The following is a 13,301-nucleotide window of genomic DNA, read 5'->3' as shown; positions in this document are numbered from 1 at the left end:
CGTGAGCACCGCTAAGCAATCTGGTTTAAATAGAATTTACCTGATTAGGGACGCAACATCTCTGTAGGTTTTGTATCCCTATCTTTCAATAAGTTAGCCCACGGCAGACCCCAATAGACGGCTCGTTGTTGCAGCCAACCATCAGAGTGCCAACGAGCGATCGCACTATTAACTTGACGTCGCAAGTCGTCGTACTGCAGGCCTTTAGGTAGCACTACACACAAAGGCTCCGCAGATAACAAAGTCGGCAGCACATGATATTGAGGATATTCCTGCACCCACCCGCTCAAAACACTGACATCCGCCGCAAAAGCAACGACTTTACCTGACTCTAGGAGAGAGTATGCCGCTGCGTAGGAGTCTACCCCTACCAATTTAGCGCCAGGAACCAGATAGCGCACTGTGGCGATCGTACTAGAACCATTCAGCGCGGCCACTGGACGCTGGTTTAAATCAGCTAGTCGCTTGACTGTTGCCGCTTTAGTTACTAAGGCAGTGCCATCTAGATAATAGGGAAGACTAAAGCTCACTAAACGGGATCGGGGCTCAGTTGCAGTCACTCTCGCAATCGCGAAGTCTGCTCGACCTGCCAAAACAGATGGAAGGCGATCTTGGTTAGCAACAGGCTGAAGTTGGATGGCATCTGCCTGACCTAGCAGCTCTTGAGCTAAGCGACGAGCCACATCAATTTCAAATCCTTGTAACTGCTGCGCTGAATTTTTGAACGCTAGCGGATATAGGTTTTCTTTAACAGCAACAATCAGGTAGCCCCGTTGTTGAATCGACTTCAACGTTTCAGCACTACCTGATTGACCTGCTAAACTCAGCCCAATTACCAAACAAAGACTAGATACTTTGCTGAAGAAATTCAGCGGCTCAAACACCTTTGATGCTGCCTTACCTAGTTTTTCACTTAGGCTGACTTTGCTTGACTCGCCAATTCTAGAACTCTACCGAAGCCCGCCGGATCTAGAACCGCCAGTTGCGCCAACATTTTACGGTTGAGTTGAATGTCAGCTTTTTTGAGGTTGCCAATTAACTGACTGTAGCTCATGCCATGCTGACGAGATGCTGCGTTAATGCGAGCAATCCACAGGCGACGAAAGTCTCTCTTCCGTTTACGGCGATCGCGGTAGGCGTTCCGCAATGCCTTCATCACTTGTTGGTTAGCAGTACGGAAGAGGCGAGAGTGAGACCCCCGGAAACCCTTCGCCAGCTTTAGAATCTTTTTGCGGCGCTTACGAGCGACATTGCCGCGTTTTACTCGTGTCATTGATTTATTGTCCTAGTAACTTTTATAGATAAGGAAGCATCAACCGCACGTTTTCTTCGTCTCTTTCGTGCACAACCGCTACATGGGAGAGCTGGTTTCTGCGCTTAGCACTTTTGTGCTCTAGCAAGTGGTTCTTGAAAGCTTTACGGCGCAGGATTTTACCGCTGCCGCTGGCTCTAAAACGCTTAGCAGCAGCCTTACGAGTCTTCAGTTTTGGCATGGACTGGCTTTAATTCGACACGGTCTCCAATTTTATCGCTAGTTGTGTCTTGATAGCAAGCGATGGTGAAGAATTGCTGCTTGTCATCAAGACACAGATTGAGACTGCTGGGGCCACAAATAGATTGCACCCGAGACCCAAGTGAGGCCGACCGCAACCCAAAATGCTATCAGACTAGGCGTACTCCAGATAGCCGGCAAAGGCGCAATTAGGAGGGCGATCGCTAAAATTTGACTTACTGTTTTGAGCTTTCCCCAGATATTAGCTCCTGTAATGGTGCCGCCTGTCATGGCTGGGTTGACTCGCCAGCCTGCGATCGCCAACTCCCGTCCCAGAATCAAAAACACTCCCCAAGCAGGCACTTGACCTAGCTCAATTAAAGACAGCAACGGCGCTAGCACTAGCAGTTTATCGACTAGGGGATCAAGAAACTTGCCTAAATCTGTGACTTGATTGAGCTTACGGGCTAAATAACCATCTAACCAATCTGTTCCTGCGGCAATGAGGAAAATGGCCACACAAAACCAGCGAGCTTCTGGAGTAGGCTCGTGCAGACCGTAAAGCAGCAAAGGCACGCCTAGTAAACGAGATAGGGTAATCCAGGTAGGAACAGTCATAAAGGATAAAGTCGGTAATATGAGCCAAGCTAGCTATCTGCCATCGTACCGACTGATGTTCCTCGCTGGAATGAATAAACAGGGTTAAGGTGAAGACGCCGCACAGCAGATCTTCACCTTAGGTTATAGAAATGTTGAGGAATTAATCTAGCAAGCTCCGTCCTTATTAAGAACAACTCCAATCGTTTTAATGATCAGGTAGAGGTCGTAAGCAATAGACCAGCGGCGTTGGTAGCGGAGGTCCAAGCTAATAATCTGTTCAAAATCTTTTACAGTGGACCGACCATGTACTTGCCACTCACCCGTCATACCAGGCTTCACATTGAGGCGTTGCCAGTGACGCTTGTTGTAGCGTTTGACTTCGTCTATGGTAGGCGGACGAGTTCCAACCAGGCTCATGTCTCCCATTAAGACATTCCAAAACTGGGGTAATTCATCTAAACTGGTTCGCCGCAGGAAGCGACCCACGCGAGTCACGCGAGGATCGGCTTGGTTTTTGAAGATATGGCCTTTAGCTTCATTGGTGACCAAATGCTTCAGTTGCTCCGCATTTGCCACCATCGAACGAAACTTCCAAATGCGAAAGGGATGACCTTGGCAGCCGCAGCGCATCTGGCTGTAGAGAATAGGGCCTGGATTATCTAGCTGGATTGCGATCGCAACTGGAATAGCGATCACGGCAGTCATGACCAATCCTACTAATGCACCGAGAATATCTAGGAAGCGCTTGATTTTATGATTGACTGATGGGTGTACATCAGCAGCACAACCAAATTTGGTGAAACCACTGGTGGTGAAGTTAGTAGAAGAGAAATCAGAAGTTGTAATCACAGCTGATAGGTGAGTTGCTCTAAGGGTCCTCACTTGCAACTATACGAAGGCACCTTTACAAACCGAAAGGAAAACAAGGGAGGTTCGTCCAATCTTTGAACTTATGACTGGTTATATAAAATTCCGATGTGGTTGTTGCAGTAAAAAACTCAGTTAAAGTGCGACTCTGAAGAGTTCCAAGAACTTTACCTCGTGCTACCGCTGTGGTAATGCGGTGTACGAGTATGAAAGCCCCTGCTCCAGAGTAAGCGGCTTCAGCAAAAGCCCTGAAACAACATAGCTTGTATAGGAATACTGAAGGCCCTTATGCAAATCAACGGTTAAGCTCAACTGCACATAACAGCAAACACTGATAGTGAACAGGCCAGTAGCAGCCTAAAGGAACCGGAAAGAGGCAGAGCATTTAGGCAGAGACCCTGTAGAAGCGATCGCCCGCCTATTCAACAGCCAAGCTCAAATTAACTGCAAATGGCTCTTCCAAAGTTTGTTTGGTATTGGCCATCACTTGAGACAGGTACTCTTGTAAACGCCGACATTGCTCTAGATTCGGGCGATAGACTTGATTACCCTCCTTCAAAAAGAGGGGAGCGGCAGTTAGAGCATGTCCGTCCAGATATTGTTTCGACGATTCTGTGAGGCAATTTCTATCTTGCTCTAAGGGCACTAGACCTGGTGGTAAATGCCCCTCCAGCAGCGCCAGAATATGTAACTGACAAGCATGAGTGTTAATGCCCCGGCGCTCCAAAAGCTGCATAATTCCAGCAATCGAAACAGGCTGAGAGGGAAAAGCTCGCAATAACTCTAAAAGCAAGAAATAATCGCCATACTGCTGGCGAGGCAAGTCTAGCACTTGAGGATACAACGGCAGCGCTGCTAATCCGTAAGCAACACGGCTACAAGAAACCAAGCGATCGCCCAGAATAGCGGTTTTAGGTTCGGCGGCTCTAGAAGTTGTGACATCGTCAATGTCTTCTGAATGAGCAGTTTTATCGCCTATATTCAAGCTGCGATCGCCTTGGTAAGTATCTTGAATAATCGTGGCATTAGGCAACTTCTGGCGTAGCCAACGCGCGATCGCAGGCAAAGAAGCAGTGCCTCCAGTACAAATTGCCTGATTAATTGCTTGCATCGGCAGCCCTGTCTGGCTTAGCAAAACATTTAATTCTCGGTTCAGACGCTGGATAAAGGGGAGAAATACTTGGCTTTCTAATTGCCGTCGCATAATCATCCAACGCTGATCACCCAACTCAAACGTGAATTGCTCTTCGTGTTGCAAGATCAGCTTCAGATGCCTAGCGGCTTCCAACAACCCTTGGCCTAAGGGTGAGCTCTCTAAGCGTTGTTGTAGGCGATGACGAGTTTCTAGGTCGGGTTCGCCGGGAATGGGCAGTGGTATAGTATCTAACCCTAAGCTATCCCAAGATAGACCATCCAACGCTGAGTTTTCTGCCTGCCAGTGCCATTGAGTCTCTACGACATTGCTCCGGTTGGCTGTGCGAGATTGCCGAAACCACTGGGGATGCAGTAGTTGGCAAATAATATCTTGGTCAATCACATTGCCTGCATAGGGTAGGCTACGCAGACTGAAGTCACTATAGGTCAAGTCAGGGAGATGGTCGGGTAGATTCACTAGGACCATTTCACTGGTGGTTGCTCCTGCATTGATCACCAGGGTGCCACCTTTCCACTGGGAGCGGTTAGGATTACGCAGCTCCGACAAGACAGCAGCGATCGCATCTTCGACAAAGAAAATTTGCTCTGGGCGAGAGACTAATTTGGCTTCTAGGACTGCTTCTCGCAAATTAAAGTTATAGGTATCTGGCCAATTAGCCGGGTAGCCAAGAATTACCCCTTCTAACTGAGCCAAAGCGGACTTGAGAGCGGGGGCATCTAGACCATTGACACCACAAACGACATCGGAGTTGCTAGTAACTGGATTCAGGGTTTGCAACAATGATTGCAAGGCCTGCTGTAACCAACTGAGAGGAATTTGGCGGTAGTCAGACCATTGAATTACAGGTTCCCAACTATCGGTGGCTGTAGCGTAATGGGGAATGCCAACTTTCAGATACGGTTTAATGTTTTGGATGAATAACTCTGGTGTGAGCTCAGTTGCTCCTGGCAAGGCTAAGGTATCAACGGCTATGGTGTCGCGATCGCGTAAAGCCAGCGCTATTGCTTGCGAACCCACCGCAACCCTAGTCTCCGACAATCCATGAGACGTCAATGACTGAGATGGCAAATAGACGGCGGTCGGCAAACGATAGGATTTAGTTTCGGCTTCAAGGCCTGCTCGCTCTCGCCAGTAAATCGGATACAGCTTTTGACTAACGCGATCGAGCAAGACAGCCGAGAAACCAGTGGTACCGCAATCAATACCCAAATACCAACTCCGCTTCACCCCTCCTACAGCTTCTGAGACTGGAGGCTGGGCTGGCAAAGTTTGATCGTCAGATCCGGTGGGCTCAACGACAGGTGGCGTAGTAAATGGGACGGTTTCAGAGAAAGCTTCTGCTGCGGTATTAAAACCCGCAGGTTGAGATACTTGGTTCAACAGCTCATCTGAATGGTTGTGATCCTCTAGCACCCCGTCAGATGTGGGTGTCTCTACTGGATCTTTTTTTTTTCGTCAGACTGGAGATTCGACGTTTCAGGAGGCGTTAGAGTGCGATCGCTACTTTCTGCCATGGGAGAATTCGCAGCTTCCAGAAAATCCATAAACGCATCATCTATGGTTAAGTTCTGCGTATCCAGTTCTGTAGGTGGGTGATCGATAGGCTGCACAGAAGCCGTCGGCTTAACTGCAACATCTGACGAGGTAGGAGGAGCGATCGCAGGGGAATCTGCTAACAAATCAAACCCATCCAAGGTTAAATCAGTCGTTGGATCGGCAGGTAGTTCTAAATCTGCGTCCTCCCAAAGAGCTAAGAGGTCATTCGACAGAGCTTCTACCTCTTCCGTCTCTTCCGTCTCCACAGACGCTTCAGGCTCCACGGGAGGCAATGTTTCCGGTAGGGTTTCTGCAAAGTCTTCTAAGGTGAGACGATCCCAGTCCTGAGGCTCAGGAAACTGAGCAGTATCCCACGCAGGCGACTGGTTTGGGTTCTTTGCTGTCAATGAGTCGCTGGATGGCAGGGGTTGATCACCCACGTTGCTAGTCTCTATCTCCATAGCCTCCGTCCCTGAATAGTCAGGAAAAAGGTTGGAATCCTCTAAGCTAAACAAGTCTTCATTCAACTGCTGAACCACATTCTCATCCAGCCACAAGCCATCAGCTGTTTCATCGCCTAAGTCATCGTCAATTGCGATGAGCGATTCTTCCGGCGCTGCTGGTATGTAGGTATCATCCAGAGCATGAGCATCAGGTCCACTCAGCGATGGGATATCCTGTAGCGATCGCTCTGACAGCAGTAGCTCATCTTCAGCCTCAAATGTTACTGAGCTAGGTGGAGCCGTAGGCGGAGTAGAACCCATAGGAGGAGTAGAAGTCGGTTGCTCGTCCACGACCTCAGCCCCACCCAGCAACTCTGCCAATTCAGCTAACGGATCAGCGTCATCCAACTCATCTGCAAAGCTGGAGCCAAATTCCTCTAAATTTAGTGCTTCCGAATCGAGTGCTCCAGAGTCTATAGCCGCTGGACTTGTAGCTGCTGAACTTGTCACTGAGCTTGCTACTGCACTGGGAGCGATCGCCTGCGTGGGCGGCAGATCAAAGCTGAGCAGATCAGGATTCTCGTCACTAGGGACTGGTTCAACTGCATCTGCAAACAAGAAATCTTCTAGGGTGGTCACTGTTTCATCAGGCTCAGGGGCAGCAGAAAATAAGTCTGCTGGGAGATCCTCTGCGATCGCAGACTGAGGAGTTGGACTTGGCTCTGATGCCACCTCTTCAAGCCCGTCGAACAAATCACTAGTTGCCGGGGAGGACAGAGAGCTGTCTGGTGACGTTCGCGCTTGCAATTCTGCCGTAGATTCAGCTAAGGCAACGTTTGGATCAGCGGTCTCAGGAGTATCTGACAGAGCCGCCGCAGGTGTTGATGCAGCAGAAGTCAAGCCTGGTATTTCCGCCTGTGGTTCCAAGCCAGAAACTAAATCATCAGAACCAAACAAACTGTCATAAAGGTCATCATCTGCCAGGCTGGACTCCGCAGTTTCAGCGCTCAAAGCTTCTGCGTTAGAAGTTGCTCCAACTAAATCTTCTAACCCTGTGGTTGGCTCCAAGGCATCCGCTACATCCGCTTCAGCATCTTGGTCGTGCAAAGCAATATCAAGCTGTGCCAAAAACTCTAGCTCCGAAGCGGTAGGGACCACGTTTGCAGGACTCGCTGAAGGAGCCGCAGAACTTTGGAGAGTAGGCTGAGGAGTTGATGGCGTTAAGTTATCAGGCAAATCATTGGTTGGAGTAGCAGCTTGATTCAGTCCTATGCTATCGAGGTTTACATCCAGCAGCTTGTCTAGATCGTCCTCCAACTCAATATCCGCTAGATTAAGGCCCTCTAGGTTTAAGTCTTTCAGAGAATCGTCATCCTCCAGCTCTGGCAGCAATGGTAGCTCTAACGGCTGCTGGCTTTCGCGTCGTAGCTCAGCGCCGGCATAAGGTAGCTCTAAAGCGGTTGGATCAAGTTTAATTCCCTGCGGAACTTGAGTGCGTGACTCATTAGGGGATACAGCAGTGGGTGTAGCGCTAGACTCAGCAGCCGGGGAAATCGAGGTTAATGGAGCCGTCGCAGTTTCAGGACTAGTGACATCACCCGACTCCAACTCTGGGGTTGGCATAGTGTACAGGAACGAAGATGCTTCTCGACCTAATTGTTGAGCTAAGTGACTGACCAAAGCGGTGAACATGACTTCCCCTTGTTGGCCTAGGTCATGCATGCGCTCTAACCCCGTGGAAAGCGACTCCTCATAGCTTTGGACATTCCTTTGTAAGGCTTCAAACACCACGCTCAGAGTTGAATCCAGGTTCATCAACAACTGATCGGAGCGGGCTTGCAACACTTGCAGTTGTTCTACTCGTTGGCCTGGGTTTAGCAGAGGTTGATTAGCAGCCGTGCGGCCACCTAAAGCGATCGCCTCAGTAGACTGACTTTCATAAACTGATTGAGACTGTAGACTCGATAAAGTTTGGGCAACCTGCTGAGTCAAGCTATCTTGCAGACGCCCCATCAGCACTTGTAGAAACTCGCCGATGATTTTCTGCTGATTTGCTTGCTGCTGCGCTAGAGAGTAGTGATGCCGTTGCGACTCTAACTGTCTAATTTCCTGAACTAAAGCCTCGCGCTGTTGCCGTAATGCCTCCAAATCTGCCTGTAGGGGCTGCGTTAGGCTGGAGCGCAGATGATCCATTTCTTGAGCTACAACCTGGAGAATCTGCCGTGCTGCTTCGTCTTGGCTATTGCCAACTGGCGCGATCGGGGCTCTAACGTACTCAGGATCCTGAGTGGGTTGATACTGGATATCGTAGGTCGATAAATTAGATTTGGTTCTAGTCTGAGAGAGTTCATCGGCAACCATCCGCTGTTGTACAGAGACTAGATAGCTGCGAACTCGCTCTAACACTCGGCGCTGCTGAGTCGTCTCTCCAGACATGACCCAAGGTAAGCGGGTACTAGGTTTCTGGAGAACTTTATCGATTTCAGCAATTAGTGTTTGGACTTGGTCCTTCTGAGAAGTCACGATGGAACCCCTGACTAGAACTTGACAGGTGACAGGTATAAAGCGATCACGGCTCTGGATGCTTCAAAGATTAGTTTGCCCAGCCAGAGGAGCTAATTTTCCTCCAGTCTAAAGTGAGCTTTTCGATCATTTGCCCCCTTCATCTAGAACTTGGTCTAAAAGTGAGGGTTAAGCAATTTCCAGAGGTGGGTTAAGGCTACAGTGTAGAAGCTAGTTTGAAGCTAATCAAAAATCAACGAAGCTCTGGTTATTAATCTTCATATTAGTCGTCGTTTTGCGATCGCCAGAATTAATTTAACTTCAAGCACTATCAAGCACTGCTAGATTTTTGCCAACTGAAATAATTTTGAAGATTTCAGATGACCAGCAGGCCAACAGTTGGACAAAGTTTACGCCAGAACAGGCTAAAAGTTCTACGACTTGGCGAAATTTATCTCGCTTTAAAGGACCTGCTGAGCTGCCCACCAGTCAAATTGGGTTATATCTCACCATTGGGAGTCACACTTAGTGTCAATGAAAGATTGTTCTCCTCTCGTCCCTGAATCCAAGCGGTAGATCAGGCCAGTCTAACTAATCTGGTAGCTCGGCGAACACTTCTGTCTAAAAGTGGGAAAACTTTAAGCTATTATTGCTGTGGATTTCCTTGCTACTAGGGCGGATTGGTGGCAATGATATTTCTCATATCAGCTTAAGTATCTTAGACTTTCAAATGTGTCCTATTTTTAGATGCTTCATCTGAGTTGAGTCAGATGGGTCAAGTTGGTGGGCTAGGGAGTTGCGGGGCTAGCTTCAAGATTGAGAGTCAACTTCAGCCATAGGAGTAATGCCACTTTGCCTGGCTGACTACCCTTAGGGTAAGCATTATCGACATTAATAGGTTCTAGATTGCTAGGCCACTTAGTCTGACTGACTTTATAGAAATTACAATGCAATGGCCCCATGGAAGATCGGTATAGCCCTCGTGAACCTCAGTCTAGCCCTGCACTAATTCGCTCTGCTCCTTTCTTTGAAGGCTTACCAGAGGCTACGGTCGAAAAGGCTACGGCCCATGTTGTCATGCGTAGCCATCCTTCTGGCCAAGTAATTTTATTAGAAAATGACTGGGGTAGTTCTGTCTACTTTATTTTGGACGGTTGGGTCAAGATTCGGACTTATAACTTAGATGGCAAAGAGGTCACCCTCAACATTCTTGGTAAGGGTGAATTATTTGGAGAAATGGCTCCGCTAGATGAAGTACCTAGATCTACAGATGTCATTACCTTGGCTCCTACTGTGATTGGCAATATGCCAGCCCAAGATTTTGTCCAGTTAATTCATACAGAGCCAACGGCAGGAATTCGTCTAGCTCAGCTGATGGCACGACGGCTACGCCAAGTGAATCGACGGTTGCGGTTGCGAGAGTCTGACAGTACCTCTCGCGTGGCGGATATTTTGTTGTTTCTAGCTGAGGGGCAGGGAAAACGGAGCCAAAAGGGAGTTGAGATTCCTAACTTGCCGCACCGGGAACTGAGCAGCTTGAGTGGTTTAGCGCGTGAAACTGTGACGCGGGTCTTGAATAAGCTGGAAAAAAAGGAACTGATTGTTCGCGATCGCGACATTCTCTGCATTCCGGACATGCACGCTCTGGAGCGCCTGTTGGTTTAAGTGAGGCAGGGGCGATCGCGGAAATTTAGCTCCTGCCGAGACTGACCCGAACTAGCGGATGGGGTCTAGAGTTTAGGTATAGAGTAGATCTGCTAGCTTACCTAATTGTGCATGAGTGATTCTTCCGAAGACCGCCACTCAGAAAGACCGCCTGATTCTCAGCCGGGTCCTACTCAATCTGCATCTCCTGAATCAAGCTCCACTAGGCCCACTGACCTCCATACTTCAACGGCTCTAGCTGAACCGCAAGTCACGAGTGCAGCTCCTCTAGCTATGGTGGAGACTGCTTTCTTAGCCAGTACAGCGAGCCTGATTTGGCTGGTCAACTATTACTTCCCGATGGGGCCTTTGTTACGGATTTTTTTCCCGGTCCCCATTGCCCTGACCTACTTGCGCTGGGGACACCGCGCTGCTTGGATGTCAGCCCTAGTGTCTGGGTTGCTGCTATCAGTCCTCATGGGGCCAACCCGCAGCATTCTGTTTTTAATGCCTTTTGGGCTGTTGGGAGTTCAATTAGGAGCGCTTTGGCGGCGGCGAGCAAACTGGTTTGTTTCCATCAGTATCGGCACAATTATTGGCACTTTTGGCTTCTTTTTCCGGATTTGGCTAGTTTCGATTTTGCTGGGTGACGATCTGTGGGCTTATATCACCACTCAAATTACAGAATTGGTGGAATGGGGTTTTGTGAAGCTAGGGCTGTTGATCCAGCCTGAACTAGCGTTGGTTCAAGCGATCGCGGCGATCATGATTGTGATCAACAATATTGTTTATCTTTTTGTTGTCCATCTAGCGGCTTGGTTGCTTTTAGAGCGTTTAGGCAACCCGATCCCAGCGCCTCCTAAGTGGGTACAGGTGATTCTGGATTACGAGGCTGATTAATGTCTCTAGCCGAGATGATTCGGGTTTATACGCAAGCGCAGTTGGGACAGCAATGGGTCCAGCGCTACCAACGGCATCGCCCTTTATTCGCCTGTGTACTTGGGTTTACAGCCACGGGTCTAATTCCAGGCATTTCTGCAGCGGGTGCTACCCCACAAGATCGGCGCTATACCGCGATCGCTGATGCCGAATTCCTCTACCAGGGACCTCAAGCTGCTTCTCAATATGCTTTGCCGCCCCTCCAGGCTGGTGCATCCCCGGTTTTAATTTCACGGGCTGTCGTGGAGGCCCAAGCAATTCCACTTTACTTATTTAATGCTGGTTTACCCGTCCCCCCCCCAGTTCCTTGCGTTGATTTGGGGGGGACTGCTGCGGCATGCTTAAGCCAAGGCCAAGCCTTAAGCCGACCAGTCGTTCAACATCTGCTGGAGCAAGGATTAGCTTGGGGCCAGCAGCTCGCGGCTCAAGTTCCCCAAGGCTACTTAATTTTGGGAGAATGCGTTGTGGGTGGCACAACCACAGCTTTAGCCATTTTGACAGGTCTCGGCCTTGCAGCGGTTGGCAAAGTCAACAGCAGTCATCCTACCTGCAACCATAGCCAAAAGTGGGAAGTTGTCCAGGCAGGTTTACGGCAAGCGGGTTTGGTTAACTCCGAGGTTGACCCGCTTCAGTTGGTAGCCGCAGTAGGCGATCCGATGCAAATTGTGGTTGCGGGCATGGCGATCGCGGCTAGTCGAAGTTGTGGCGTTATGCTAGCCGGAGGCACCCAGATGTTGGCGGTTTATGCTTTGTTACGAGCGATCGCGACTACTTACACTTTGTCATGGCAACCAGAGCAGATTGTCGTAGGCACAACTCGCTGGGTTGCTGAAGATGCGACAGGAGACACAGTAGGCTTAGCCAATCTGATTGGCACGGTCCCGCTTTTGGCTACCCAGCTGCAATTTACAGCAGCTCGCTACTCACAGCTCCAAGCTTATGAGCAAGGATATGTGAAAGAAGGCGTAGGGGCTGGCGGTTGTGCGATCGCAGCTTCTCTTTATCAAAACTGGAGTCAAGCGCAATTGCTGCAAGCGATCGAGGCGTTGGCAGAACGCTACTGTCAAGCTGACTCAAGGCAAAATTTGCTTCTCAATCACTCTTAAGCTAGTTATGAACTCAATTGCACTCGAATTGCAGGATTGCGTTCGTTAGTGAACTCTCTGAGATAGCAATTGCTCTTCTAGAGCCGCAATGCGATTGTAAGCCGCAGTCAATTGCACTGTCAGCCGACGAATTTGGATCTCGGGCGCTAGATCGCGCTCGCTACTTTGATCTTCCATGCTGGGGTAGCTGGTATCAGTCAATACATCCTTGTGATCCATCCCCATTTCACGACTGCTATGAGTTGAGTAGAGATAGCGTCTGCCGTGAGCTTCTGGCTGAGTCGATGGTGCTCCCTGCATCACCAATAGCTTCATTTCAGCTACAGCTTCTGAAAGTCGATGGTTGAAATGCTCAATCATCTGCTTCTGAAGTCCATCAACTTTTGTATTTAAGGCAATGACTTGTTCTTGAATTGGATCCATGGGGTGCCCTAGTAGCCTAATGAATTCTCTTTATCCTAAGAAAGGATTCCCAAATGTGACGACTAGTGCTGAATAATTTAACCTTTCGACAAAGTAGCAATTCATCAGCTTTTTAATAAATTTGAGCCAACAATCAAACCATTTAATCTCTCCAAAAATTAATCAAACTCAATACAAAATCTCATTATTGAATTTATCTAAATCCTGCCTAATTCTAGACTGTACTCCTAGAACAGCAAGAGTTTTGGTAGTTGCCATCACAATCATTCAAACTGTAACAAACTCGATTCTTAAGCTTAGGTTTAGGAAGGTATCTCAGCTTCAAAAAAACAGCTGCTATCCAGCTCCCTGGTAGTCTCAGCGTCTAGAACAGCTACAGTAGGCCTAATCTGAGCAGCTTTTTCAAGTTTTCAGGCGATCGCGCGTAGCCAAACTAGTTGTAGCTCTGTGGCATGCTTAATCTCTCGACTCGACTCAGGATGTATACTCATGCTGCTATCTAGATGAAATAAGCGCCAGCCCTAACAACTAATTAAACTTCTGTACTACTTATTGCTAATTAAAGCTAACTGTCTAATTGGCTAAAGAGTTAC

11 protein-coding genes are annotated in these 13,301 nt (G+C 48.7%); 3 read left to right on the top strand and 8 right to left on the bottom strand.

Annotation, left to right across the window (positions count from 1 at the left end):
• Window positions 1-44: 44 nt before the first annotated feature.
• From H6F72_RS03005 to H6F72_RS02975, 7 genes are all read right to left on the bottom strand, one after another.
• Entirely contained in the window at window positions 45-884 is an 840-nt protein-coding gene (locus H6F72_RS03005) for a transporter substrate-binding domain-containing protein (protein ID WP_370527430.1), read from the bottom strand.
• A 29-nt stretch (window positions 885-913) separates the two neighbouring features.
• Complete coding sequence (gene rplT, locus H6F72_RS03000; protein WP_190431669.1) at window positions 914-1,273, bottom strand: 50S ribosomal protein L20; 360 nt, start codon at window positions 1,271-1,273, stop codon at window positions 914-916.
• 22 nt (window positions 1,274-1,295) lie between these two features.
• Window positions 1,296-1,493, bottom strand: a complete 198-nt coding sequence (rpmI, locus tag H6F72_RS02995) for a 50S ribosomal protein L35 (protein ID WP_190431667.1) — start codon at window positions 1,491-1,493, stop codon at window positions 1,296-1,298.
• 86 nt (window positions 1,494-1,579) lie between these two features.
• Window positions 1,580-2,110, bottom strand: a complete 531-nt coding sequence (gene pgsA, locus H6F72_RS02990) for a CDP-diacylglycerol--glycerol-3-phosphate 3-phosphatidyltransferase (protein WP_190431665.1) — start codon at window positions 2,108-2,110, stop codon at window positions 1,580-1,582.
• Between the two features lie 147 nt (window positions 2,111-2,257).
• Window positions 2,258-2,941, bottom strand: coding sequence for a sugar transferase (locus H6F72_RS02985; protein WP_190431663.1), 684 nt, complete (start codon window positions 2,939-2,941; stop codon window positions 2,258-2,260).
• 436 nt (window positions 2,942-3,377) lie between these two features.
• Window positions 3,378-5,495, bottom strand: a complete 2,118-nt coding sequence (locus tag H6F72_RS02980; protein ID WP_190431661.1) for a hypothetical protein — start codon at window positions 5,493-5,495, stop codon at window positions 3,378-3,380.
• A gap of 53 nt (window positions 5,496-5,548) precedes the next feature.
• On the bottom strand, window positions 5,549-8,617 hold the full coding sequence (locus tag H6F72_RS02975) for a hypothetical protein (protein ID WP_190431659.1): 3,069 nt from the start codon (window positions 8,615-8,617) through the stop codon (window positions 5,549-5,551).
• A gap of 939 nt (window positions 8,618-9,556) precedes the next feature.
• Between H6F72_RS02975 and H6F72_RS02970 the strand changes: the two genes are divergently transcribed.
• From H6F72_RS02970 to cobT, 3 genes are all read left to right on the top strand, one after another.
• On the top strand, window positions 9,557-10,261 hold the full coding sequence (locus tag H6F72_RS02970; RefSeq protein WP_190431657.1) for a Crp/Fnr family transcriptional regulator: 705 nt from the start codon (window positions 9,557-9,559) through the stop codon (window positions 10,259-10,261).
• Window positions 10,262-10,372: 111 nt separating this feature from the next.
• Window positions 10,373-11,140 (top strand): DUF2232 domain-containing protein, encoded by a 768-nt coding sequence (locus tag H6F72_RS02965; RefSeq protein WP_190431655.1) that lies wholly within the window; start codon window positions 10,373-10,375, stop codon window positions 11,138-11,140.
• Complete coding sequence (cobT, locus tag H6F72_RS02960) at window positions 11,140-12,285, top strand: nicotinate mononucleotide-dependent phosphoribosyltransferase CobT (protein ID WP_370527429.1); 1,146 nt, start codon at window positions 11,140-11,142, stop codon at window positions 12,283-12,285. Before H6F72_RS02965 ends, cobT begins: the two co-directional genes overlap by 1 nt.
• Window positions 12,286-12,330: 45 nt before the next feature.
• Here the strand turns inward: cobT and H6F72_RS02955 are convergent, their stop codons facing one another.
• On the bottom strand, window positions 12,331-12,708 hold the full coding sequence (locus H6F72_RS02955; RefSeq protein WP_190431653.1) for a hypothetical protein: 378 nt from the start codon (window positions 12,706-12,708) through the stop codon (window positions 12,331-12,333).
• Window positions 12,709-13,301 lie beyond the last annotated feature (593 nt).

This window comes from Trichocoleus sp. FACHB-46, from assembly GCF_014695385.1.
Lineage (GTDB): Bacteria > Cyanobacteriota > Cyanobacteriia > FACHB-46 > FACHB-46 > Trichocoleus.
Note: the sequence above shows the minus strand (reverse complement) of the source record. Positions and strands in the feature narration are given on the sequence as shown.